This window comes from Haloarcula limicola (assembly GCF_010119205.1).
GTDB lineage: Archaea > Halobacteriota > Halobacteria > Halobacteriales > Haloarculaceae > Haloarcula > Haloarcula limicola.
Map to the genome: position 1 here is coordinate 1,410,776 of NZ_WRXM01000001.1, position 22,052 is coordinate 1,432,827.

The following is a 22,052-nucleotide window of genomic DNA, read 5'->3' on the forward strand; positions in this document are numbered from 1 at the left end:
CCGTCACACCCTCGTCCGCGGCGTCTCGGCTCACGCCGACACCTCCGCGTAGTCGCGGTCGTCGCGGGTCAGGTCGACGAACACCTCTTCGAGCGACGCCCGGCGGATCTCCAGCGACGTGACGGTGTGGCCCCGCCGTTCGAGTTCCCGCACGAGCGCGGGGGCGGTCTGGCTCCCGCCGGCGGCGGTGACGCTGAGGCCGCCGTCGGTGACCGCCACCTCGCTGACGCCGTCGACGTCCAATCGCGGGGCGCGGTTCGGCGGGTCGGCGAGCCCGAGTTCGATGGTGTCGGTGCCGCGGGCCATCAAGTCGTCGGGAGCGGCGACCTCGACCTTGCTCCCGCTGTCCATGATGGCGACGCGGTCGCAGAGCCGTTCGGCCTCCTCGATGTAGTGGGTCGTCAGCAGGATGGTCGTCCCGGCGTCGTTCATCCGGTTGATGATGTCCCAGAGGTCGTGGCGCAACTGCACGTCCACGCCGGCGGTCGGTTCGTCGAGGATCAGCAGATCGGGGTCCGAGACGAGCGCTCGCGCGAGGACGAACCGCCGTTTCATCCCGCCGGAGAGCCAGTCGAAACGGGTGTCTCGCTTCTCCCAGATGCCGACGGTCTTCAGGGCGTCTTCCGCCCGCTCTCGGGCGGTCTCCTTGTCGATGCCGTGGTATCCAGCCTTGTGCTCTAGGACTTCGATGATGGGGAAGAATCGGTCGACGTTGAACTCCTGCGGCGCGAGGCCGATGCGGTCGCGGGCCTCGCGGTAGTCGTCCTCGACGTCGAAGCCGAACACTTCGGCGGTGCCGCCGTCCTTGTGGACGAGGCCGACGAGCGTGTTGATGAACGTCGTCTTGCCCGCGCCGTTGGGACCGAGCAACCCGAAGAACTCGCCGCGTTCGACGGTCAGGTCCAGTCCGTCGAGCGCCTGCACGTCGCCGTAGTCTTTCCGCAGATCTCGCGCGCGAATCGCCGGAGCGGTCATTGTCTACGCAAACGCAGCGACACCGAAAAGCGCGTTGAACGCGGCGGAACGGGCGGCCTATCCGCGTGAGAGAGTATCGAACGGGGGACGGACCGGCTACTGCCCGAGTCGCTCGCGCGAGATGACCACGTCGCTCGGCGTGATGATGAGCTGATCGTCGTCCTTCTGGACGATGTCGCCGCCGACCTCGTTGGCGACCTGCTTGAGCTCGTCGCTGATGTGTTCCATCGTGCGGTCCTGCGTGGAGTGGCGCGTGATGTCGGCGATGACGACGTCGCCGTCGTAGACGGCGTCCTTGATGTCGATGACGTCCTGCTTGTCGCTGATGCGGGCGATGCGGACCTGCCGTTCGGCCTCCGCGCTGGCGGTCTCGTACTCGTTGGCCTGCAGTTCGACGTAGTCCTCGGTGTTGCGGGACGAGCCCGTCTCGCCGAGAATCTTGCTCATCAGTCCCATGTCTCTCAGGGCGAGCGCGACCGGTTTCAAGGTTTCGTCAGACGGAGTTCCGTGCCAGACGACCGTCGCGGAGCGTTCTTCGGCGCGATTTCTCAGTCAGCGTCGGCGAGAGGACTACACCGAGAACTCGAAGCGGTCGTCGCCAACCACCTTTTTTAGCCGCAGGTGCGCTCGCTTCGTCTCACGGCTGCGCCGTTCGACGTTCGAGGCCACTACGTGACCTCGCTTCGCTCGCGCACCCTTCGGCGAAAAACGTCCTCAGAAGTTGAAAACTTCTGACGGGCTGCGTTAGAGTCGTCCGAGAGAGCTTCGCTCTCTCGTGATCGCGAAAGAGCGCACGGCGCTCTTTCGGACGACTTCGCTCTAACGAACGTGGGCGAAAAAGACTCCAGGGGCCCTACACCGAGAACTCGAAGAGGTCGTCGCCGACGTGATGGATCGACTCGACGACCTTCCCGGAGTCGCCGACCATGTCGTCGCCGCCGGTCTTCGCCCGGCCGATGGCGAGAAACTTCCCGTGGGACTCCTCGTTGATGACGACGAGGTCGCCCGCCTCGATATCGGGGTCGGCCTCGGTGATGCCCGGCCGCATCACGTCCGCGCCGTCGGAGACGAACGACACCGCGCCCGCGTCGACGGTGACGACGTGCTGCTGTGGCGGGTAGACGTTCGCGCCCTGGACCGTGAGGAAGGGGTCTTCGTCCACGTAGAGGACGTGCGGCTCGCCGTCGACGAGGACGACGTCCCAGTCGCTGTCCTCGAATTCGACCTTCTCGAAGCTATCGGCGTCCAGTTCGACGCCGAGTTCGTCGGAAAGCGCCGACTCGATGGCGTCGACCTCGTCCGAGCGGAGGTGATGCCGGGACTTGACGTTCATACGAACCTCTGCGACGGGGCCGGGCGTAAGCGTAACGAACGACGAGCGGGCGACCGTCGGACCCGAGCGTCGATCGGCCGGTAGTTGACTGCACGCTCGGTGCGGGGAGGCTTTTGTCCCGGCGGTCCGTAGCCTCGCTATGCGCGTCGTCACCCTGCTCCCCTCCGCGACGGAGATCGTCTACGCCCTCGGGGTCGAACCGGTCGGCGTCTCCCACGAGTGCGACTATCCGCCGGCGGCCCGCGAGGTGCCGTCGGTCAACCGCTCGCGGGTCGACCCCGAGGCGTCCAGCGGCGAGATAAACGAACAGGTCGCCGAGGCCGAATCGGGCGACGGCGTCTACGCCATCGACCGCGAGGCGCTGGCGAGCGTCGACCCCGACGTGATCGTCACGCAGGGCGTCTGTGACGTCTGTGCGGTCGACCACGTCCAGGTCGAGGACGCCGTCGAGTCGCTGGGACTCGATAGCGAGGTGGTGACACTCGACGTCCACAGCCTCGCGGACCTGTTCGAGTCCGTGCGGCGCGTCGGCGCGGCCGTCGACCGCGAGGCGGCGGCGACCGACCTCGTGGCCGACCTCCGCGAGCGCGTCGCCGCCGTCGAATCGACCGTCGAGCGGGCCGGCGACACGCCGAGCGTGGCCGTCCTCGACTGGCTCGACCCGGTGATGGTTGCCGGTCACTGGGTCCCGGAAATGGTCGAGAAAGCCGGCGGCACCTACGGGATGGAGGAGGCGGGCGCGCACTCCCGACCCCGCGAGTGGGAGGAAGTTCGAGGGTACGACCCCGACGTGCTCGTGGCCGCGCCCTGCGGCTTCGATATCGAGCAGACCCGCGAGAACCTCGCCGACGTGACCGGGCGGCCGGGCTTCGACGACCTGACCGCGGTGCGCGAGGGCCGGGTCTACGTGATGGACGGTCACCACTACGTCAACCGCTCGGGGCCGCGGCTCGTGGACACGCTGGAGTATCTCGCGGCCGTGATGCACCCGGACCTGTTCGAAAAACCGCCGCGGGACGCCGTGCGGGAACTGCCGGCGCTCAGGGCGTAAAGCGGCTCACCCCTCAGTCAGCGCACAGCGACCCTCGTAGCTGGCGTCGGCGACGCTCTCGATCGCCGGCTCCGAACCGCAGACCGGACACTCGGGATTCGGCGCGACGGGGACCTCGTCGACGCTCATCTCGGCGGCGTCGTAGGCCAGCAGACGGCCGTCCAGCGACTCGCCGTAGCCGAGCGCGAGTTTGACGACCTCCGTCGCCTGCAGACAGCCGATAGTGCCGGGGAGGACGCCCAGCACGCCCGCCGTCGAGCAGTCGGGGACGGTGCCCGCCGGCGGCGCTTTCGGGAACAGACAGCGGTAGCACGGCCCCCCGCCCGTGAAGGTCGTCACCTGTCCCTCGAAGCGGAACACCGCGCCGTGGGAGAAAGGGACGCCGGCGAGGGTGCAGGCGTCGTTGACGAGGAAGCGCGTGGCGAAGTTGTCGGAGGCGTCGACCACGATGTCGTACTCGGCCACGAGGTCGGCGGCGTTCTCCGCCGCGAGGCGCAGTTCGTGCGCCTCGACGGTCACGTCGGGGTTCAGCCCCGAGATAAATTCCCGCGCGCTCTCGACTTTCGGCCGGCCCACGTCGTCGTCACCGTGGATGACCTGTCGCTGGAGGTTCGAGCGCTCGACCACGTCGTCGTCGACGATTCCGAGGGTCCCGATGCCCGCCGCCGCGAGGTACTGCAGGACCGGCGCGCCGAGGCCGCCCGCGCCGACCACGAGCACCGACGAATCGAGCAGCGCCGCCTGTCCCTCCGGTCCAACGTCGTCCATGATGATGTGCCGGGAGTAGCGGTCGAGCTGCTCGGGGTCCAGGTCCGGTCGCATACGCGAGTGTAAGTCCACGCTCGGGCATAAGGTGTCGGATGGTGCGCCGGAAGCGGCGGGTCGACGGCTATCGAATACGGCGTCGAGCGCGGTCGAAAGATCCAGCCGAGAGGCGGCTGGCCAGCCGGCCCGGGTGGGACTGAAAGGGGCGGCGCGCCACGCGAACCCCGGCGACGTAAGGACCACAGCGAACGCAGTGAGCGAGGACCGCAGCGAGCCGCGGGAGCGTAGCGCGCCCGGGCTTTCTGGCTGTTTTGCGGTCCGTTACTCTCAGTTTCGAAATCAGCTGCTCCGATTCCTAGCAGTCGTAGAGGTCGCGGTACTTCTCGTCGGCGTAGTCGAGGAAGTAGTCGGCGGTGAACGACTCGCCGGTGGCCTCCTTCACGAGGTCGTCGGTCTCGTAGCGCGCGCCGTGTCGGTGGACGTTCTCGGTCAGCCAGTCGTGGATCGGGTCGAAGTCGCCCTCGCGGACGAGCGAGTCAACGTCGCCGACGTCCTCGCGGAGGTGGTGGTCGAGTTGGGCGGCCAACACCGAACCGAGCGAGTAGGTGGGGAAGTAACCGATCGCGCCGTTGGTCCAGTGGATGTCCTGCAGGCAGCCCTCGGCGTCGGTGTCGGGGCGCACGCCGAGGTACTCCTCCATCTTGTCGTTCCAGACCTGCGGGACCTCAGAGACCTCTAGGTCGCCCCGAATCAGGTCGCGCTCGATCTCGAAGCGCAGGACGATGTGCATGTGGTATGTCAACTCATCCGCTTCGACTCGGATGAGGTTGTCCTCGTACACCTCGTTCGCGGCCTCGTAGAACTCGCGCGGCGAGGCATCCGTCCCCAAGTGCTCGTTGGCGGTGTCGGCAAAGAGGTCCCAGAAGGGCCGCGTGCGGCCGACGTGGTTCTCCCAGAAGCGGGACTGGGACTCGTGGACGGTCAGGTCGCGGTTGTCGCCCAGCGGCGTGCCGTAGTCCTCCCGCGGGAGGCCGAGCGTGTAGGTGGCGTGGCCGAACTCGTGGACGGTCGAGCCGACGGCGTCCATCGGGTCGTCGGGCTTGAACCGGGTGGTGACGCGGGCGTCGAACTGCGTCCCCGTCGAGAACGGGTGCGGGGCGGTGTCGAGGCGGCCGTGGTCCCAGTCGTAACCCAGCACGGAAAGCGCCTCCTCGACGAGATCGTGTTGCACGTCGTCGTCGTAGGTACCCGAGAAGGGGTCCGCGAGCGTCACGTCGCTGTCGTCGATGTCGTCGATGAGCGGCACGAGTTGGTCGCGCAACTGCGTCAGTACCTCCTCGGCGGTGTCGATGCCGAGGTAGGGCTCGTACTCCTCGAAGAGGACCTCGTAGGGGTCCCGATCCGGGTCGATGGCCTCGGCGTACTCCCGGCGGAGCTGGACCATCTCTTCCAGGGTATCGGCGTAGTGGTCGAAGTCGTCCTCGGCTTTCGCCTCCTCCCAGACCGGGAGCGCGTTCGAGGAGGCTTCGGAGATGCGCTCGACGAGGTCCGAGGGAACCCGGACCGCTCGCTCGTGGTCGCGGCGGACCTCGCGGACGACGGCCTCCTGCTCGGCGTCTAACTCCGCGGCGTCGAGGTCGTCCAGCCACTCGCCCAGCCGGTCGTCGGTCAGCAGGTCGTGATGGAGCGTCGAGAGCGCGGAGGACTGCTTCGCGCGAGCGGGAGTCCCCCCCTCGGGCATCATCACCTGCTGGTCCCACTGGAGGACGCCGCCGGCGTCGCCGACGTAGTGGAGGCGCTTGACGTGATCGAGGAACTGTTCGTAGGTGGAATCTACCTCGTTAGTCGTTGCCATAGCACGCCGTTGGGCTGGGTGTCCTAAATGCGCAATGTCGGCGGTAAGGCGTGCATGGCGACACCGCGACCTCTCGGACGAGGCGATAAATCCGTCGAGAGACACCTCCGAAGATGGCCCAAAAGACCGATACGGGGGGCTATCGAACAGCGAGCTATCGTGACTCCGAACGTCACCGGCATCGGCCCGGTCGTGGTGTATCTCGCCATCCTCGGCTTCGTCGGTATCCAGTACCACCGCGGCAAGGTGACGACCCGCCGGCTGCCGCTGCTCGTCGGAATGTCGCTCATCTGGCTCGCGTCCGGCCTGTTCCAACTCGCCACGAACGGGACGACGCTGGGCTACGCGTTCGACGGCCTCTCGGTCCTCGCGCTGGTCGGGGGGCTGTACGGCCTCTACTGGTGGTGGCGACACCGCGACGTCGAGACGCCCGGCCCGGACCGCGACGAGCGACAGTCCCTCTGAGCGGACGGACTACGGCGGTCCCCGTCGCCACCGGCTCACTCGGGCCACGAGGCCGCGACGTTCTCGTAGATACCGCGGCAGCGTTCCAGTACCTCGATAGCGACGGTCTCCTCGGCGGTGTGAGCCTCGCCGGGTTCCGCCGCGCCGACGACGACGCAGTCGGTGCCCGCCGCCGCGAGCCAGCCCGCGTCCGTGGCGTGCGGTTTGACGACGTGTTCGGGGCGAGCGTCCTGTGCGGCGGCCGCCGCGTCGAGGACCGCGTCGGCGAAGCCGGCGTCGCCGCAGGCCATCGGCGGTAGGTCCTGATCGACGCGCCGGGAGACGCCGTCGATAGCTTCGACCCGTTCCAGCGGCGCGCGTTCGTCGGGGACCGTGCGCTCGTCGACGGTGACTTCGCACCGCTCGGGAATCACGTTCCACGCCGACCCGCCGTCGATCTCCGTGACGGCGACGCTCCCCGTAAGTTCGTGGCCGAGTACCTCGGTCGTCGGGAAGTCGAGGTCGCGGACGATATCGACGGCGTCCGTCGCGCGGTAGATGGCGTTCTCGCCGGCCTCGGGTTCGCTGGCGTGGGCGGCCGCGCCCTCGGCGACGACGGTCGACCCGCGCCGGCCCTTGTGTGCGACGGCCACGTCGGTCACCCCCGTCGCGGAATAGCCGGTCGAGCCCTCGCCGACGACGGCGTAATCCGGCGCGAACCCGTCGTCAACAGCGGCCCGACAGCCGACGCCGCCCCGCTCCTCGCCGGCGAAGGAGGCGAAGACGAGTTCACCGCTGTTCGGCTCGCTCGCGTCCCGGAAGGCCAGCATCGCCGCCGCGAGGCACCCCTTCATGTCGGCCGTGCCGCGGCCGTAGAGGCGTCCGTCTCGCTCGTCGAGGACGTAGTTACCGTCGGCGTCGATCTGCGAGTCGTCCGGCGGGACGACATCGTGGTGCCCGACCAGCGCGAGCGACTCGCCGCCGTCGCCGCCGCCCTTCCGGGCGATGACGTTGCCGTGGTCGTCGAACTCGACGGCCGCGTCGGTGTGCTCGCGGAGCCACGCCGCGACGAACTCGCCGGCGGCGGACTCGTCAGAGTCGGGCCCCGCGTGGCTCGGAATCGAGACCAACTCACGGGTGAGGGAAGCGACGTCCATACCTCGACGGTGTGGCCCGAGCGGTTTGATTCTTGCCGGATCAGCGGAGCGCCGCGTACGTGATGCCCAGCACGCCCCCGTAGACGACGTGCCAGAGCAGGCTCGGGACCGCGAAGTTCGGGAACGGCGGGGCCTGCGGGAAGCCGACCGCGCCGAGCCACAGGGGCATCACGAGCGCTGCCAGCACCAGCCACGTCACGACGCCCCAGACGACGCCGAGACCGAGCGTCGTCCCGATAGAGCGGTCGGCGGGCAGACCTCGCTCGGCGACGGCCGCGAAGGCGACGCCGAGGACCGCCCCGTGCGAGAGGTGGACGACCCACCCCGCGACGCCGCCGGAGAGCCCGTAGAGGCCGGGGATAGCCCCCTGTAGCACGGGCGGACTCATCACCGAGATGAGGACCGCCATCACGGTTGCACCGAGGACCCCGCCGAGTACGCCGGCTTGCCAGTCGGCGAGCGTTACGTCCGTCTCTGCCGCAGTCGTGGATTCGGTCGCCATTGCGTCCGTGGATGGCGCAGGTAATATCAAATATCCAACTTGTTCGGGCGGCGGACGCGCACGACCGCGGTAGCTTGATGTGATAGCACCTAGCAATCGAGGCGGTTCAGCTCACGAACAGGCGACGCTGCGCCCGTTCGTGGTCGGCCGCGAGCACGTCGACCAGCGGCGCGAACGGCGTCATGTCGGAAAGCGTCCGGTCGGCGCTGTCCTCGACGGCGTCGGTCATCACCGGCCGCAGGTCGTCGAGAATCCGCTGGGCGTCGGTGTGGCCCAGCGAGAGGAGGCGCTGGGCCGCGCCGAGCAGCCCGGTCACGAACCCGTGACAACACAGCAGACACGCCGCTCGCGCGTCGATCCCGGCCAGCCCGGTCGCCGCGCCGAGGACGACGGCGTAGTTGCCCGGCGCGTCCCCGGTATCAGCGGCGTCCGCGTACCGCTCGAAGATGTCGGAGTCGCGCAGGTCGCGCTGGAGCGAGAGCAGTCGAGCGCCGGAGTTCTGCGCGCTCTCGCGGAACTCCGCGGCCAGCGTCACCGCCGCGAGTCGGCGATCGGCGGCACAGATGGCGTCTACGTCGCCCTCGCGCGCGGCGGCGTGCGCGGCCCGCAGCGCCACCAGTTCGGCCGGTCCGACCTGCCGTCTGAGATACGTCGCCAAGAGCACGCGGAGGTCCTCGGCGTCGGTCACCCGGTCGTCGGCGACGAACTGTTCGAGGCCGTAGGAGACGGTGTAGGTTCCCACCGGGAGGAAGGAGTCGGCCAGACGGAACGCTTCGAGGGTCGCCGCGTCGCTCATTCGCCGTCTCCGTCGATGGTACGCACGCCGTGCGCGTGGCCGTGCTCGTGGTCAGCGCTGTCGTGAGAGCCGTGTGGGTGCGAGTGCGTGTGGTCGCCGTGGCCATGTGCGTGTCCGTCGCCGTGCCGGCGGTCGCCCCCGTCGTCGAACGTCGTCGGGGGTGCCCGCTCGTAACGGGTCGTGACCCCCTCGGGGAGCAGGTCCGCGACGGCGGCGTCCATCCGTTCGCGGGTGTCGGGCACCGGAAACAGCGCCTCCTCGCCGCGGACGGCGAGGTCCCAGTGACGGTTGCCGAGCGCGTGGCCCAACTCCAGCGCGGTGGTCGCAGACACGTCGGCGTCGGCGAAGTCGAGGACCAGCGCGTCGATCGCGGCGAGTTCGACTTCGACGAGCGCCCCGTCGTCGGTTTCGAGCACGTCGCCGTCGGCGAGGTCGCGGGCGACGACGATGCCGATGTCCTCGCCGTCGGTCGTCTCGGTGCGCAGGCGCGAGCGCCGCCGGTCGGTGTCCGAGAGGACGACTCGAAGCGGGTCGGCGTCGGCCAGTCGGTCGGTGACGGCGCTGTCCTCGCGGTGGCCGAGGTAGCTGTCGGCGACGCGCATCAGAACTTCCTCCCGGAGGGTGCGGGCGAATCGATAAGGTCGCGGCGGGCGCGGTCCCACGCGGCGTGGAGCGTGCTCTGGACCGTCTCCGCGCGGTCGCCCAGTGCGCGGACGGCGACGCCCGCGCCGTTGGGGAGGGCCGTCGCGCCCGCTCGCGCCTCGCAGTCGGTGACTGCCTCGTGGAGGTCGTCGCTCGTTTCGGCCGCATCGCTCTCGGGCGCGACGACGAACAGCGACCCGTAGACCGTGAACTCGCCGAGGACCCCCGGCGCGGTGGGGTCAGACTCACCGGGCGCGAGGTGGGTCGCGTCCTCGAACAGCAAGCCGTTCGGTCCCTGGGCGCGGACCCGAGAGAGATACCGCTCGAACTCGAAGCGCTCGCCGCGCGCGAGCCGACCGGGGACGACGATATCGCCGAGAACCGCCGTCGCACCTGTCTCGAGCGAGAGCGTCAGATCCTGCGAGTAGCGGGCGTCGGCGTGGAGGATGGTCGGTTCCGGTACGTAGTCCAGATGGCCTCCCCGCCCGACGGAGAGGGACGCGTCGGCGGCGGCGTAGTTGTGCGTCATCGACTGCACCTTCGTCGAGCTCTGCGTCGAGACGTGCGCGGTCGCGTCTCCCTCGACGGAGATCGCGATGTCGTGGCGGTCGCCCTGCGCGACGCCGCCGGTCGGCGACTGGACGAACACCGTCGCCGCGTCGGGGTGGGGGTCGTGGGCGAGCGTCCCCGAAATGTGGAAGGGCACCGTCGCGTAGTCCCGAACGAGCGTCGTCCCGTCGCTCGTCGGCGCGAACGTCAGTTCCAGTACGCCGTCCTTGCCCGGCGCGCCGACGGCGGCCTGCGGGGGGGATTCGGCCGCGTAGCCTTCGAAGGCAGGATGGGGAGCGTCTGTGTTCGCTTCCGGTTCGGAAACCTCCGTGGCCATCAGACGAACAACACTCCCTCGTGGAGATGTCGAAGCACGTCATCGATCCCCTCTTTCGCTTTGCAGTCGGTGAAGACGAACGGTCCGTCCCGGACCTCGCGGGCGTCGCGTTCCATCAGGTCGAGGTCCGCGCCGACGTGGGGTGCGAGGTCGGTCTTGTTCATCACCAGCAGGTCGCAGTCGACCACGCCGGGCCCGCGCTTTCGGGGGATGTCGTCGCCCTCCGCGACGCTGATGACGTACAGCGAGTAGTCGGCGAGTTCGGGGTTGAACGTCGCCGCGAGGTTGTCGCCGCCGCTCTCGATCAGCACGAGGTCCAGCTCCGGGTGCTCCGCGAGGAAAGCGTCTATCTGCTGGAGGTTCATCGACGGGTCCTCGCGGATGCCGGTGTGGGGACACGCCCCCGTCTCGACGCCCGCGACGAGGTCCTCGGGGACGACGCCGGCGAACCGCTCGCGCAGGCGCTCGGCGTCCTCCTGCGTGAGGATGTCGTTGGCGATGACGCCCACGTCGAGGCCGTCCTCGCGGAGTTGCGGGACGATCTCCGTCAGCAGCGAGGTCTTGCCCGACCCGACCGGGCCGCCGATCCCGACCGTCGCCACGTCGCGGTGAGTCAGGCTCATTCGGCGACCTCCTCGTTCTCTGTCTCCTCGTCCTCTGCCTCCTCGCTGCCGGTCTCTCCGTCCCCGTCCAGTCCGCCGACGCTGTCGGAGCGAATCGGGTCGTGAACGGTGACGAGCTTCGTCCCGTCGGGGAACACCGGTTCGACCTGAATCATGCCGATCATCTCGGGGACCCCCTCCATGACGTCCTCGCGACCCAAGAGTTGGGACGCGCCAGCGCGGATCTCGGCGACCGACTCCCCGTCGCGGCCCCGTTCGATGCACCAGTCGCTGATGTAGGCGACGGCCTCGGGGTGGTTCAGCGGGACGCCGCGGTCCTTGCGGCGTCGCGCGACCTCTGCGGCGGTGAAGACCGTGAGTCGTTCCTGCTCTTTGGCTGTGAGTTTCATAGCATGTACCGCTGTGCGAGTGGCAGTTCCGAAGACGGTTCGCAAGTGACGTGTTCGCCGTCGACCCGGACTTCGAACGTCTCCGGGTCGACTTCGATATCGTCGGGGCAGTAGTCGTTGTAGACCATGTCGTCCTTGCCGGGCGTTCGCGTGCCCTCGACGGGGACGACCGGGGTGTCGAGGCCGTACTCCTCGCCGACGCCGCGTTCGGCGGCCGCAGGGGAGACGAACGACAGCGAGAGGGCGTGTTTGGCCTTGCCGACGGCTCCCGCGCGTTCGCGCTGGAGGATGGGTTCACAGGTCATCAGCGACCCGTTGGCCTCGCCCATCTCCGAGTGGACCGGGAAGCCGCCCTTGAACGTCATCGCGGGCTTGACGCCGAAGAAGGCGGGGTCCCACAGCACCACGTCGGCGAGTTTGCCGGGTTCGAGCGTCCCGACGTACCTCTCGATGCCCGCCGAGATGGCGGGGTTGACGGTGTACTTCGAGACGTAGCGTTTGATACGGTGGTTGTCCGCGTCGGTGCCCTCGTCCTCGGGGAGGGGGCCGCGCTGGGACTTCATCTTCGAGGCCGTCTGGCAGGTGCGAGAGACGAGTTCGCCCATCCGGCCCATCGCCTGCGAGTCCGTCGTCATCATCGAGATGGCCCCCATGTCGTGGAGCACGTCCTCGGCGGCGATGGTCTCCGCGCGCACGCGCGACTCGGCGAAGGCCACGTCCTCGGGCACGTCGGGATTGAGGTGATGGCAGACCATCACCATGTCCAGGTGCTCGTCGAACGTGTTGTCGGTGTAGGGCATCGAGGGGTTCGTCGAGGAGGGGAGCATGTTCGGCTCGCCGACCATCTCCATGATGTCCGGCGCGTGGCCCCCACCCGCGCCCTCGATGTGGAAGAGGTGCATCGTCCGCCCGTCGACGGCGGCGAAGGTGTTCTCGACGAAGCCGGCCTCGTTGAGCGTGTCCGTGTGCATGCAGACCTGCACGTCCTCCTCCTCGGCCACGTCGAGGCAGGTGTCGATAGCGTCGGGCATCGACCCCCAGTCCTCGTGGAGTTTCAGCGTACACGCCCCCGCCTCGATCTGCTCGCGCAGCGGTTCGGGGTCCGAGGCGTTGCCCTTGCCGTAGAAGCCGACGTTGACCGGCCACGCCTCGGCGGCCTGCAGGAACCGTTTGACGTTCTCCGGTCCGGTCGTACACGTCGTCGCGCCGCCGCCGTAGCCGCCGCCGAGCATCGTCGTCACGCCCGAAGAGAGCGCGTGTTCGTGCAGTTGCGCCGAGTTCCAGTGGACGTGGATGTCCAGCGCCCCGGCGGTCGCAATTTTTCCCTCGCAGGGGTAGACGTCCGTCGACGGGCCGACGACCATGTCGACGCCGTCCATCGTGTCGGGGTTCCCCGCCTTCCCGATGCCCGCGATCTCGCCGTTCCGGATGCCGATGTCGGCCGCGACGATACCCACCACGGGATCGATTATCGTCGCGTTCGTCAGCACCCAGTCGAGCGCGCCCTCCGCCTGCGTGACGCCGGGGGCCATCCCGAGGCCGTCCCGAATCGTCTTCCCGCCGCCGAAGACCGCCTCGTCGCCGTGCGTCCGGAGGTCTCTCTCGACTTTCGCGAACAGTTCCGTATCGCCGAGTCGGACTTTGTCCCCCTCGCTTGGCCCGTAGAGCTCGGCGTAGGCGTCGCGGTCGATGTCGCGGGTCACTCCGCGTCCCCCTCGTCGTCCTGCTCGCGGGTCGTTCCTCCCCGCTCGCTGTCCCGAGGCCCGCTCTCCGAGCGCGCCTCGCTATCCCCGAAACCGGCGTCTCGCAGCCGCTCGATCGCCTCGCTCGGGTCGCCGTCCACACTTCCGTTGACCATCCCGTTCATCCCGTGAGCGACGCGCTTACCGCCGATGGCGACGAGGTCGACCGTCTGCTCGTCGCCCGGTTCGAACCGGACGGCGGTGCCCGCGGGGATGTTCAGGCGCATCCCGAAAGCCGCCTCGCGGTCGAACGCGAGGGCGGCGTTGGCCTCGAAGAAGTGGAAGTGCGACCCGACCTGCACCGGCCGGTCGCCGGTGTTGCCGACGGTCACCGCGGCCGTCTCGCGTCCCTCGTTCAGCGTCAGCGTTCCCGCTTCGGGTATCACTTCGCCGGGAACGAGGTCTTCAGCCATGTCGCACCTCTCCCGGCGCTATTTTCGACTGTTTGTCCAGCATATGGCTTTTGGTTTGGACAGCCGTGATAAGCAACTTCCTCTCGGCGCAAATAGCGCCACTCGGTGCGGTATTTTAGCCACTTCGTCACGGTGACGCTCGTTCGACTGGACGAGCGTCCAACGTCACCCGTCGAGTCGGGCGCGCGCCTCGGCAACCGTCAAGGGCACGTCCTCTCGCCCCTCGAACAGGCGGACGACCTGCGGCGGGCGAAGGTCGCAGTCGGTCAACAGATCGACGTCGGTCAGTATCTCGCGGGTCGGGCCGCGGGCGGCCACCTCGCCGGCGGAATCGAGCAGAATCACGCGGTCGGCGACGTGCGGGACGAGTTCCGTCTCCGGCGTGGACGTGACCAGCGTGACGCCGTCGGAGCGGCGCTCCGACGATCCCCCACTCGCTTCGCTCGCGGGGCCGCCTTCGGCCGAGAGCTCGTCGAGCAGCGAGAGGATCTCGGCGCGGTTAGCGGCGTCGACGTTGCTCACCGGCTCGTCGAGCAAGAGCGCGTCCGGTTCGACGGTGAGCGCGCTCGCAAGCGCCGCGCGGCGCTGCTCGCCGCCGCTGAGTCGGAACGGCGGCTTCGAGAGCAGTCCGTCGAGGTCGAGTCGGTCAGCGAGTCTCGCGACGCGGCGCTCGACCTCGGCTCGCGGAAGGTCCTGCTGGGCCGGGCCGTATGCGAGATCCTCTCTGACGGTGGGGTTGAACAGGTACTCGGCGGGGTCCTGCGTGAGGACGCTCAGGCGCTCCCGGACCGAGTCGGCGTCGGTCGTCTCCCCGAAGTACCGGACCGTCCCGGCGTCCGGTTCGACGAGGCCGCCGAGCAACTGGAGGAGCGTGCTCTTGCCCGCGCCGTTCGGGCCGAGCAGCGCGACCCGCTCGCCCGCGTCGATCGTCACGTCGACGCCGTCGACGGCGAGCGTCCCGTCCGGATAGGCGTACCGCAGACCCGTCGCCTCGATAGCGGTCACGCGAGGCTCACCCCGGCGACGGCGGCGAGGACGACCAGCGCGAATCCGGCGTCGGCCGCGCCGAGCGAACCGCGAGAGCGGGTCGGCGTCGCGCCCGTTCCGCCGCGGGCGCGGGCGGCCCGCTGGACCCCCTCGCCGCGTTCGAGGCTCCGCAGGAGAAACGTGCCGACGAAGTTCCCCGAGTCGCGCCACGTGCGGCGTAGATCCGGCTCCGCGAGCGTGCGGCCCCGCCGCGCGCGGACCATCCGTTCGAGTTCCGCGAAGAACAGCAGCAGATACCGGTAGGTGATCGCCAGCAGCGAGACGGCGATGGTCGGGGCGCGCAGGCGGCGGAGCGCGGCCAACAGGTCCGAAAAGCGCGTCGTCAGCAGGAGGACCGAGAGGAAGGCGACGCAGGCGGCCACGCGAACGGCGAAGACCGCGACGTACTCGACCCCGGGGGCCGACAGCGGCGTCCCCGCGAACGTCGGACCGTCCATCAGGACAGCCTGCGGGGCGACGACGACCACCGCGAACGCGGCCGGCCCGGTCGCTCGCCCGAGAAACGTGCGCGCGGGGACCCGAGAGAGGAGCGCGAGCGCGGCGGCCACCCCCGCGAGGAGGGCGACGCTCTGCAGGTCGCGCCGGGTGACGGTGAACGCGACGAGGGCGACGACGCCGACCAACTTGACGCTCGGCGCGACGGCCTGCAGGAAGCCGGACCGTTCGGGCACGTCCTCGGCGAGCAAGAACCAGCGGGCCCGGGCCGCGATCGCCGCGACGGTGCGGTCCAGCAGGTCAGTGCGCGCCATCGGAGTCGGTACCGAGCAGCCGACCGAGACCGGCCGCCGCGAGCAGCGTCAGCGCCGTCCCGACGATCGCCGAGACGAGGGTCCCGCTCGCGCCACCGAGGCCGGGGACGCCGTAGTCGGGGAGCGGTGCGACGCCGCTCGATTCGGCGTGGTCGGTCGCGCCGGTCGCTTCGGCGGCGTTCTCGAGCGGCTCGGCGTAGCCGACCGCGCCGGCCGCCCACCCGAACACCGGAGCCAGCAGCGTGAGGACGAGCAGCGCCGCGAGAGCACGCGGGAGCCAGTCGGGGGCCATCAGACGCTCGCCTCCCCCGCGGCGGTCGGTCGGAGGTCCGGCCGAGCGTCGGCGAGATACCGATAGACGGCGGCCGTGATCGCACCTTCGACGAGGCCGAGGACGAGGTGGCCGACGCCCATGATGGCCAGCGTGGTGAGCAACTGGTACTCGAACGCCGACGAGAGGCCGAGCTGGAGGCCGGCCGAGAGCGCGCCGGCGGTGATACCGAGCCAGCCGGCGGCGAAGGCCGCGCGGAATTCGCCGTAGGGCGCGACCGCGCGATAGACGGCGTAGCCGACGTACACCTCGACGATGGCCATGTTGAAGACGTTCGCGCCGAGGACGACGAGGCCGCCGTCGCCGAAGACGAGGGCCTGGATCGTCACGACGGTGGCCACGCAGAGCGCGCCGAGATGTGGACCCAGCAGGATGGCGGCGAACGCGCCGCCGACGAAGTGAGCGCTCGTCCCGCCCGGGATGGGCCAGTTGAGCATCTGGGCAGCGAAGACGCCGGCGGCGACGACGCCGACGAGCGGCGCGCGGGCGTCGGAGATCTCCCCGTCTATCCGCTTGGCGGCGTAACCGAGCACCGCGGCGGAGAGCGCGCCGAACAGCAGCGCGAGGGACAGGTCGACGTACCCGTCTGGAATGTGCATGTCACTGCGTCCCCGCCCGGCCGGGATAATACTTTCTCATCGCGCAGTATTACTGTCGGTCCGACGGTAGCCACGCATATTACCCCCACTCGCCTACGCCCGGGGTATGAGCGACGACATCGACCGGATCAGCCTGACGCTGCCGTCGGCGATGGTCGAGCGGCTGGACGGGATCGTCGACGACTGGGAGTACGCCAGTCGCTCCGAGGCGATCAGGGATTCGCTGCGGGACTTTTTCGCCGACTACGAGTGGGAGACCGCCGGCGACGAACAGCACCACGGGACGATCGTCATCGTTCACGACCACCACGTCTCGGGCATCGCCGACGACCTCCAGACCATCCAACACGAGATGGCCGACGCCATCACCTCCGTCCAGCACATCCACCTCTCGCACGACACCTGCATGGAGACGCTCGTCGTCGAGGGGGCGGCCGGCGACATCACCGAACTCGCCAACCGCCTCCGCGCGCTCGGCGGCGTCCAGCAGGTGAAAGTCGTCCTCGTCGGCCAGTAGTCGGCCGCGCGACGCGAACGAACCGTCTACAGAAGTCTTTCAGCCGCGCCGACCCCTCTCGAAGTTGGATAGTTGATCTTCTCGTATTATCCACTATATTGGGACGAATATCTGGTAAAATCACCTTCTCCTTTCAGACCCTAATACACGTGGGTAGATGGTTGGACATCTATAAGATAGAATTGCAAACCCTTATTTACCATCTCGGAAATCGAAGGAACGTCAACAGATGATGGACGAATACCCACATATCTCGCGTAGTTCGTACACGATAGCTGGATATCTCGCAGAATTTAGCTCTGATTGTAAACTTAACTCGGGTGATTTCGCGTGAGTCGGAAGGGCGTTAGTCGGCGGCGCTTCGTCACCGCTGGCGGTGCCGCACTCGTCGCGGGGCTCGCCGGCTGTTCACAGAGCAGCGGGAGCGGCGCGTCGACTGACGGAAAGAGCAGCGGCGAGACGGTCAAGATCGGCGTCCTTGAGGACCGCTCGGGCACGTTCGCGCTCAACGGCACCCCGAAGTGGCAGGCCAGCAAGCTCGCCATCGAGGAGATCAACGCCGACGGCGGCATCGACGGCGCGCAGATCGAGCTGTTCGATCCGGACCCCCAGTCCGACAACTCCCGGTACAAACAGCTCACCCGGAAGATGATCCAACAGCGCGGCGTCGACGCGCTGTGGGCCGGCTACGCGTCCTCGACGCGGGAGGCGATCCGCCCCATCGTCGACCGCCAGGACCAGCTCTACTTCTACACCACCCAGTACGAGGGCGGCGTCTGTGACAAGAACGTCTTCGCGGTCGGGCCGACCGCCCGCCAACAGCTCGGCAGCGTCCTGCCGTACCTGCGCGAGGAGTACGGGCCGAAGATCTACACCATCGCCGCCGACTACAACTTCGGTCAGCTCTCGGCGGACTGGGTGAAGGTGCTCGCCGACGAGAACGACGCCGAGGTGATCGGCGAGGAGTTCATCAGCCTCGACACCTCGCAGTTCAGTTCGACGATCAACAACATCCAAGAGGCGGACCCGGACTTCGTCATGTCGATGCTCGTCGGGAAGAACCACACCGCCTTCTACAAGCAGAAGGCCTCGGCCGGGCTGGACGTGCCCATCGGCACCTCGACGGCGATGGCACAGGGCTACGAGCACCGCCGCCTCGAACCGCCGGCGATGGAGAACATCTACGCGGGCGTCAACTACATGGAGGAGATCCCGAGCGAGAGCAACACCAGAGACGGCGGCTTCGTCGACCGGTTCTACGAGATGTTCCCAGACGCCCCGTACATCAACGAGGAGGCCCAGACGAACTACTTCTCGACGTACATGTACAAGAAGGCCGTCGAACAGGCCGGCACGTTCGAGCAGCCGGAGGTCAAGGAAGCGCTCGAATCCGGCATCAGCCTCGGTCCGGAACACGCCCCGGAAGCGCCCGAGGGCGGCTCGATCGAACTCGACGGGGCGACCCACCACGTCGACCACCACATGTGGGTCATGAAAGCCGACGCCGAGCACAACGTCGAAGCGGTGAAAGACGAGAAGATCCCCGAGAAGTTCCTCTCGGAGACGGTCGGCTGTGACCTCACGCAGGAGGACGAGGAGACGCAGTACACCCCGCGAGACTACTTCGAGGAGGCCGAGTAGGATGGTCAACGGGCTGAACCTCGCCTTTCAGTACCTCCAGCAGTTCTCGGTGCTGGTGCTCGCGGCCGTGGGGTTGGCCATCATCTTCGGTATCATGGGCGTCATCAACCTCGCACACGGGGAGTTCATCATGGTCGGCGCGTACGCCACCGTCTTCGGCTACCACGACCTCGGACTCCCGCTGCTCGCGTCGATGGGACTCGCAGTGGTCGTGACGGCCGCCTTCGGATTCGTCGTCGAACGCCTGCTCATCAAGCGGACGTACGGGCGGCTGTTCGACTCCATGGTCGTCACGCTGGGCCTCAGTCTCGTCCTGTCACAGGGGATGCTCGTCCTGCGGGGGACCTCCGAGCCGTCGATCCCGACGCCCTTCGGGACCATTACCTACGGGGCGTTCTCCCAGTCGCTGTACAAGGTCGCGCTCGCGCTGGTGGCCGTCGGCGTCCTCGCGGTCGTCTACTGGCTGTTCACGCAGACGGCGTACGGCGTCCGGGCCCGCGCGACGATTCAGAACGAAGAGATGTCCCGCGCGCTGGGCGTCACGACCGAGCGAGTCTACAGCCAGACGTTCGCGATCGGCTCGGCGCTGGCCGGGCTGACCGGCGCGCTGCTCGCGCCGCTGGTCTCGGTCAACCCGACGATGGGCGGCACCTACCTGGTCAAGTCCTTCGTCGTCGTCGTGGTCGGTGGCCCGTCGGTCGTCCTCGGAACCGGACTGTCCGGCGGGCTACTCGGTGCCGTCGACGCCGGCGTGACGTACTTCTACGACCAGACGATGGGGAGCATCGTCCTGCTGGTCGTGACGGTGTTCGTCATCCGGTTCTTCCAGGACGGGATCACCGGATTCGTCGAGCGCGCCCGCGACCGCCTCGCGGCGGAGGGGGCGTAGATGGCCGACGACCACGCGCTGGCCGGCCTCGGCGAGCGCTTCGAGGGGCCGAACACGGTCGGGAGCGGCCGCGGCTTCTGGGTCGCGCTCGCGGTCGCCGCCGCGGCGCTGTTCGCGTACCCGTCGCTCACGAGCATCTATCAGGCGACCCAGCTATCGCGGTATCTCGTCGCCGCGTTCCTCGCGCTGTCGCTGGCGTTCGTCTGGGGGTACGCCGGGATACTCAGTTTCGGACAGAACGCCTTCTACGGCCTCGCGGCGTACGCCTTCGCCGTCACCGTCGGCAACCTCGCCTCGCCGCTCGGGACGACGGCCGCGGCCGCCGTCGCCGTCGGCTTCGGCGCGCTCGCGTCGCTCGTGCTGGGCTACTTCATGTTCTACGGCGGCGTGCGCGACGTGTACGTGACGATCACGACGCTGGTCGTCACCGTCGTGTTGAACACCTACGGGACGACCGCCAGCCAGGTGTTCGTCGGCTCGGTCAACCTCGGGGGCGACACCGGGGTCGGCATCTCGGACGTCGTCCTCGGTGCCGGGCCGGTGACGGTCACCCTCGTCCAGCCGCTCACCTACTACGTCATCGCCGGGCTCCTCGTGGCGACGTACCTCGGCCTGCGCGTCTTCGTCAACTCGGACTTCGGCCGCGTGATGGTCGCGATCCGCGAGGACGAGGACCGCGCCGAGATGTTCGGCTACGACGTGAAGTTCCGGAAGCTCGTCGTCTTCACCATCGGCGGCGGGCTGGCCGGGCTGGGCGGCGTCCTCTACATGTTCCAGTCGTACTCGGTCACACCCGAGACGGTCTTCAGCGCCGCCGCCGCGGCGCTCCCGGTCGTCTGGGTCAGCGTCGGCGGCCGGAAGACGCTGCTCGGGCCGATCATCGCCGCCGTCGCCATCGAGTGGGTCCGCACCGCGGCCGCCGTCCAGTTCCCCGAAGTGGCCCGGATCGGCGTCGGTCTCCTGATGATCGTCTCGATCCTGCTGCTTCCGGAGGGGGCCGTTCCGGGCGTTCGGAGCGTCTACGGCTACTTCGACCGACACGGCCTCGTCGACGGGAGCCGGCGGGCGACCGAACGGGTCAGACACACGCTCAGGCGGACTCTCCTCGGGTGGCTCCCTGGTGCCGAGAACGGACCGGAGGTGGCCCGGGAATGAGTGAGAGCGCATCCGGCGACCCGAACGTCAGGGAGACCGCCGCGCAACTGGCGACCGGGACGAACACCGAGACGCTGTTGCAGACCGACGACGTGGTCAAGCGCTTCGGCGGCTTCACCGCGACGGACCACGTCGACTTCGGCGTGAAGGCCGGCGAGATACGGTGTCTCATCGGCCCGAACGGCGCGGGCAAGAGCACGCTGATGAAGCTCATCACGGGCCAGCACCCCGTGACCGAGGGAAGCGTCTACTTCAACGGCTCCGACATCACCGACGACGACCCCCACGAGCGCATCGACCGCGGCCTCAGCATGAAGTTCCAGGTCCCGAGCGTCTTCGAGGAACTGACCGTCCGCGAGAACGCGCGGCTCCCGGTCCAGCGGTTCGCGAGCGGCGACGACCGCCGCCGGCGCGTCGACGAGTCGCTCTCGGCCGCCGGTCTCGACGGCGAGGGCGAGACGCGCGCCGGCGACCTCTCGCACGGCCAGCAACAGCAACTGGAGATCGCGATGGCCGCCTCGCTGGAACCCGACCTCCTCCTGCTCGACGAACCGGTCGCCGGGCTCTCGACGGCGGAGCGACGGGCCATCGCCGAGCGGATCGAGACGCTCAACGAGGAGCGGGGCATCGCCTTCATCGTCATCGAACACGACACCGACTTCGTCGAGCGGATCTCCGAGCAGGTGACCGTCCTCCATCAGGGGTCGGTGTTCCGGGAGGGCACCATCGACGAGATAAAGGCCGACCCGGAAGTTCAGCGGATCTACCTCGGAGGTGACGCGGAGTGACGCTCCTGTCGCTCTCCTCGGTGACCGTCGGTTACGAGTCGACGCCGATCCTGCGAGACGTGGATTTCTCCGTCGACCGCGGCGAGATCGTCGGCGTCATGGGCAAGAACGGCGTCGGGAAGACGACGCTGATGAAGACGGTCATCGGCCTCCTCGAACCGTGGCAGGGGACGATAACCTACGACGGTACCGACCTCACGACCAGTAGCGCGGACCAGCGCGCCCGCGCCGGGATGGGGTACATCCCGCAGGGCCGGGACGTCTTCCCCGACCTCTCCGTCGAGCAGAACCTCGAGATGGGCGAACACGTCAACGCCGGCTCCGACGACTACCGCTACGACGAGATATACGACTTCTTCCCGGTCCTCGAAGAGCGGGCGAGTCAGGACGCGGGGACGCTCTCGGGCGGCGAGCGCCAGATGCTCGCCATCGCCCGCGCGCTCGTCTCGAATCCCGACTTGCTCTTGCTCGACGAACCGAGCGAGGGCGTCCAGCCCTCCATCGTCGACCAGATCAGCGCCGACATGCGCACCATCAACGACGAACTCGGCACGACCATCCTCTTCGTCGAACAGAACCTCGGCGTCATCCGCGAGATGGCCGACCGCTGCTACGCGATGGAGCGGGGGGAAATCGTCGACGAACTCGAAGGAACGCAACTGGACGACGAGGACGCGATCGCCAGCTATCTGGCGGTGTAACCGTCGGCCGTTTCGCCTCTTTCGAGACGGACGCGCTTTTAAATGGTCGTCCCGAACACGGG

At 68.4% G+C, this 22,052-nt stretch carries 26 protein-coding genes; 8 read left to right on the forward strand and 18 right to left on the reverse strand.

Annotated features, from left to right (window positions below; all coding sequences use genetic code 11):
• Window positions 1-30: 30 nt before the first annotated feature.
• The 3 genes from GO488_RS07210 to GO488_RS07220 all read right to left on the reverse strand — a co-directional run bounded on the left by GO488_RS07210 (window position 31) and on the right by GO488_RS07220 (window position 2,308).
• Window positions 31-975 carry an ABC transporter ATP-binding protein gene (locus tag GO488_RS07210; RefSeq protein WP_162317094.1) on the reverse strand — a complete coding sequence of 315 codons (945 nt, stop codon included), beginning with the start codon at window positions 973-975 and terminating at the stop codon, window positions 31-33.
• A gap of 96 nt (window positions 976-1,071) precedes the next feature.
• Window positions 1,072-1,431, reverse strand: coding sequence for a cell division protein SepF (locus tag GO488_RS07215; protein WP_162317095.1), 360 nt, complete (start codon window positions 1,429-1,431; stop codon window positions 1,072-1,074).
• 397 nt (window positions 1,432-1,828) lie between these two features.
• The gene (locus tag GO488_RS07220; RefSeq protein ID WP_162317096.1) at window positions 1,829-2,308 is read right to left on the reverse strand and encodes an RNA-binding protein; all 480 of its coding nucleotides are present in this window, start codon (window positions 2,306-2,308) and stop codon (window positions 1,829-1,831) included.
• 139 nt (window positions 2,309-2,447) lie between these two features.
• Here GO488_RS07220 and GO488_RS07225 point away from each other — a divergent pair, with 139 nt between their 5' ends.
• A complete protein-coding gene (locus tag GO488_RS07225) occupies window positions 2,448-3,359 on the forward strand; it encodes a cobalamin-binding protein (protein WP_162317097.1) in 912 nt (303 codons plus the stop codon).
• A 6-nt stretch (window positions 3,360-3,365) separates the two neighbouring features.
• Here GO488_RS07225 and ubaA read toward each other — a convergent pair whose 3' ends face one another.
• On the reverse strand, window positions 3,366-4,181 hold the full coding sequence (gene ubaA, locus GO488_RS07230; protein WP_162317098.1) for an SAMP-activating enzyme E1: 816 nt from the start codon (window positions 4,179-4,181) through the stop codon (window positions 3,366-3,368).
• A gap of 298 nt (window positions 4,182-4,479) precedes the next feature.
• A complete protein-coding gene (locus tag GO488_RS07235) occupies window positions 4,480-5,979 on the reverse strand; it encodes a carboxypeptidase M32 (RefSeq protein ID WP_162317099.1) in 1,500 nt (499 codons plus the stop codon).
• Window positions 5,980-6,138: 159 nt separating this feature from the next.
• On the opposite strand from GO488_RS07235, the gene GO488_RS07240 reads away from it, so the two are divergent.
• Window positions 6,139-6,444, forward strand: a complete 306-nt coding sequence (locus GO488_RS07240; protein WP_162317100.1) for a hypothetical protein — start codon at window positions 6,139-6,141, stop codon at window positions 6,442-6,444.
• A gap of 35 nt (window positions 6,445-6,479) precedes the next feature.
• Here GO488_RS07240 and GO488_RS07245 read toward each other — a convergent pair whose 3' ends face one another.
• From GO488_RS07245 to GO488_RS07305, 13 genes are all read right to left on the reverse strand, one after another.
• The gene (locus GO488_RS07245; RefSeq protein WP_162317101.1) at window positions 6,480-7,580 is read right to left on the reverse strand and encodes a M20 family metallopeptidase; all 1,101 of its coding nucleotides are present in this window, start codon (window positions 7,578-7,580) and stop codon (window positions 6,480-6,482) included.
• A 40-nt stretch (window positions 7,581-7,620) separates the two neighbouring features.
• Window positions 7,621-8,082, reverse strand: a complete 462-nt coding sequence (locus GO488_RS07250) for a histidine kinase (RefSeq protein ID WP_162317102.1) — start codon at window positions 8,080-8,082, stop codon at window positions 7,621-7,623.
• Between the two features lie 106 nt (window positions 8,083-8,188).
• Window positions 8,189-8,878, reverse strand: coding sequence for an urease accessory protein UreF (locus GO488_RS07255; protein ID WP_162317103.1), 690 nt, complete (start codon window positions 8,876-8,878; stop codon window positions 8,189-8,191).
• On the reverse strand, window positions 8,875-9,480 hold the full coding sequence (locus GO488_RS07260) for an urease accessory protein UreE (protein ID WP_162317104.1): 606 nt from the start codon (window positions 9,478-9,480) through the stop codon (window positions 8,875-8,877). The genes GO488_RS07255 and GO488_RS07260 overlap by 4 nt, the downstream gene beginning before the upstream one ends.
• Window positions 9,480-10,406 carry an urease accessory protein UreD gene (gene ureD, locus GO488_RS07265; RefSeq protein WP_162317105.1) on the reverse strand — a complete coding sequence of 309 codons (927 nt, stop codon included), beginning with the start codon at window positions 10,404-10,406 and terminating at the stop codon, window positions 9,480-9,482. Before ureD ends, GO488_RS07260 begins: the two co-directional genes overlap by 1 nt.
• A complete protein-coding gene (gene ureG / locus GO488_RS07270; protein ID WP_162317106.1) occupies window positions 10,406-11,029 on the reverse strand; it encodes an urease accessory protein UreG in 624 nt (207 codons plus the stop codon). The genes ureD and ureG overlap by 1 nt, the downstream gene beginning before the upstream one ends.
• Window positions 11,026-11,418: an urease subunit gamma gene (locus tag GO488_RS07275; RefSeq protein WP_241692909.1), complete on the reverse strand. Its 393-nt coding sequence runs from the start codon at window positions 11,416-11,418 to the stop codon at window positions 11,026-11,028. The genes ureG and GO488_RS07275 overlap by 4 nt, the downstream gene beginning before the upstream one ends.
• Window positions 11,415-13,121 (reverse strand): urease subunit alpha, encoded by a 1,707-nt coding sequence (gene ureC, locus GO488_RS07280; protein WP_162317107.1) that lies wholly within the window; start codon window positions 13,119-13,121, stop codon window positions 11,415-11,417. The genes GO488_RS07275 and ureC overlap by 4 nt, the downstream gene beginning before the upstream one ends.
• Window positions 13,118-13,573 carry an urease subunit beta gene (locus GO488_RS07285; protein ID WP_162317108.1) on the reverse strand — a complete coding sequence of 152 codons (456 nt, stop codon included), beginning with the start codon at window positions 13,571-13,573 and terminating at the stop codon, window positions 13,118-13,120. Before GO488_RS07285 ends, ureC begins: the two co-directional genes overlap by 4 nt.
• 165 nt (window positions 13,574-13,738) lie before the next feature.
• Complete coding sequence (locus GO488_RS07290) at window positions 13,739-14,578, reverse strand: energy-coupling factor ABC transporter ATP-binding protein (RefSeq protein ID WP_162317109.1); 840 nt, start codon at window positions 14,576-14,578, stop codon at window positions 13,739-13,741.
• Window positions 14,575-15,369, reverse strand: coding sequence for a cobalt ECF transporter T component CbiQ (cbiQ, locus tag GO488_RS07295; protein ID WP_162317110.1), 795 nt, complete (start codon window positions 15,367-15,369; stop codon window positions 14,575-14,577). The genes GO488_RS07290 and cbiQ overlap by 4 nt, the downstream gene beginning before the upstream one ends.
• Window positions 15,356-15,661 (reverse strand): PDGLE domain-containing protein, encoded by a 306-nt coding sequence (locus tag GO488_RS07300; protein WP_162317111.1) that lies wholly within the window; start codon window positions 15,659-15,661, stop codon window positions 15,356-15,358. Before GO488_RS07300 ends, cbiQ begins: the two co-directional genes overlap by 14 nt.
• On the reverse strand, window positions 15,661-16,299 hold the full coding sequence (locus GO488_RS07305) for an energy-coupling factor ABC transporter permease (RefSeq protein ID WP_162317112.1): 639 nt from the start codon (window positions 16,297-16,299) through the stop codon (window positions 15,661-15,663). The genes GO488_RS07300 and GO488_RS07305 overlap by 1 nt, the downstream gene beginning before the upstream one ends.
• A gap of 106 nt (window positions 16,300-16,405) precedes the next feature.
• Between GO488_RS07305 and nikR the strand changes: the two genes are divergently transcribed.
• The 6 genes from nikR to GO488_RS07335 all read left to right on the forward strand — a co-directional run bounded on the left by nikR (window position 16,406) and on the right by GO488_RS07335 (window position 21,990).
• Window positions 16,406-16,816, forward strand: a complete 411-nt coding sequence (nikR, locus tag GO488_RS07310; RefSeq protein WP_162317113.1) for a nickel-responsive transcriptional regulator NikR — start codon at window positions 16,406-16,408, stop codon at window positions 16,814-16,816.
• Between the two features lie 330 nt (window positions 16,817-17,146).
• Entirely contained in the window at window positions 17,147-18,457 is a 1,311-nt protein-coding gene (locus GO488_RS07315; protein ID WP_162317114.1) for an urea ABC transporter substrate-binding protein, read from the forward strand.
• Window position 18,458: 1 nt separating this feature from the next.
• The gene (locus tag GO488_RS07320; protein WP_162317115.1) at window positions 18,459-19,346 is read left to right on the forward strand and encodes an ABC transporter permease subunit; all 888 of its coding nucleotides are present in this window, start codon (window positions 18,459-18,461) and stop codon (window positions 19,344-19,346) included.
• Complete coding sequence (locus GO488_RS07325; RefSeq protein ID WP_162317116.1) at window positions 19,347-20,501, forward strand: ABC transporter permease subunit; 1,155 nt, start codon at window positions 19,347-19,349, stop codon at window positions 20,499-20,501.
• The gene (locus tag GO488_RS07330) at window positions 20,498-21,289 is read left to right on the forward strand and encodes an ABC transporter ATP-binding protein (protein WP_162317117.1); all 792 of its coding nucleotides are present in this window, start codon (window positions 20,498-20,500) and stop codon (window positions 21,287-21,289) included. The genes GO488_RS07325 and GO488_RS07330 overlap by 4 nt, the downstream gene beginning before the upstream one ends.
• Complete coding sequence (locus GO488_RS07335; protein WP_162317118.1) at window positions 21,286-21,990, forward strand: ABC transporter ATP-binding protein; 705 nt, start codon at window positions 21,286-21,288, stop codon at window positions 21,988-21,990. The genes GO488_RS07330 and GO488_RS07335 overlap by 4 nt, the downstream gene beginning before the upstream one ends.
• Window positions 21,991-22,052: the final 62 nt, after the last annotated feature.

Coding starts and splice junctions, on each gene's coding strand:
- GO488_RS07275 (WP_241692909.1), bottom strand. CDS start 11,418: ATGAAACTCACAGCCAAAGAGCAGGAACGACTCACGGTCTTCACCGCC.
- GO488_RS07285 (WP_162317108.1), bottom strand. CDS start 13,573: ATGGCTGAAGACCTCGTTCCCGGCGAAGTGATACCCGAAGCGGGAACG.
- nikR (WP_162317113.1), top strand. CDS start 16,406: ATGAGCGACGACATCGACCGGATCAGCCTGACGCTGCCGTCGGCGATG.
- ureD (WP_162317105.1), bottom strand. CDS start 10,406: ATGGCCACGGAGGTTTCCGAACCGGAAGCGAACACAGACGCTCCCCAT.
- GO488_RS07220 (WP_162317096.1), bottom strand. CDS start 2,308: ATGAACGTCAAGTCCCGGCATCACCTCCGCTCGGACGAGGTCGACGCC.
- GO488_RS07320 (WP_162317115.1), top strand. CDS start 18,459: ATGGTCAACGGGCTGAACCTCGCCTTTCAGTACCTCCAGCAGTTCTCG.
- GO488_RS07215 (WP_162317095.1), bottom strand. CDS start 1,431: ATGGGACTGATGAGCAAGATTCTCGGCGAGACGGGCTCGTCCCGCAAC.
- GO488_RS07250 (WP_162317102.1), bottom strand. CDS start 8,082: ATGGCGACCGAATCCACGACTGCGGCAGAGACGGACGTAACGCTCGCC.
- cbiQ (WP_162317110.1), bottom strand. CDS start 15,369: ATGGCGCGCACTGACCTGCTGGACCGCACCGTCGCGGCGATCGCGGCC.
- GO488_RS07325 (WP_162317116.1), top strand. CDS start 19,347: ATGGCCGACGACCACGCGCTGGCCGGCCTCGGCGAGCGCTTCGAGGGG.
- GO488_RS07245 (WP_162317101.1), bottom strand. CDS start 7,580: ATGGACGTCGCTTCCCTCACCCGTGAGTTGGTCTCGATTCCGAGCCAC.
- GO488_RS07300 (WP_162317111.1), bottom strand. CDS start 15,661: ATGGCCCCCGACTGGCTCCCGCGTGCTCTCGCGGCGCTGCTCGTCCTC.
- GO488_RS07235 (WP_162317099.1), bottom strand. CDS start 5,979: ATGGCAACGACTAACGAGGTAGATTCCACCTACGAACAGTTCCTCGAT.
- GO488_RS07225 (WP_162317097.1), top strand. CDS start 2,448: ATGCGCGTCGTCACCCTGCTCCCCTCCGCGACGGAGATCGTCTACGCC.
- ubaA (WP_162317098.1), bottom strand. CDS start 4,181: ATGCGACCGGACCTGGACCCCGAGCAGCTCGACCGCTACTCCCGGCAC.
- GO488_RS07330 (WP_162317117.1), top strand. CDS start 20,498: ATGAGTGAGAGCGCATCCGGCGACCCGAACGTCAGGGAGACCGCCGCG.
- GO488_RS07305 (WP_162317112.1), bottom strand. CDS start 16,299: ATGCACATTCCAGACGGGTACGTCGACCTGTCCCTCGCGCTGCTGTTC.
- GO488_RS07260 (WP_162317104.1), bottom strand. CDS start 9,480: ATGCGCGTCGCCGACAGCTACCTCGGCCACCGCGAGGACAGCGCCGTC.
- GO488_RS07255 (WP_162317103.1), bottom strand. CDS start 8,878: ATGAGCGACGCGGCGACCCTCGAAGCGTTCCGTCTGGCCGACTCCTTC.
- GO488_RS07210 (WP_162317094.1), bottom strand. CDS start 975: ATGACCGCTCCGGCGATTCGCGCGCGAGATCTGCGGAAAGACTACGGC.
- ureG (WP_162317106.1), bottom strand. CDS start 11,029: ATGAGCCTGACTCACCGCGACGTGGCGACGGTCGGGATCGGCGGCCCG.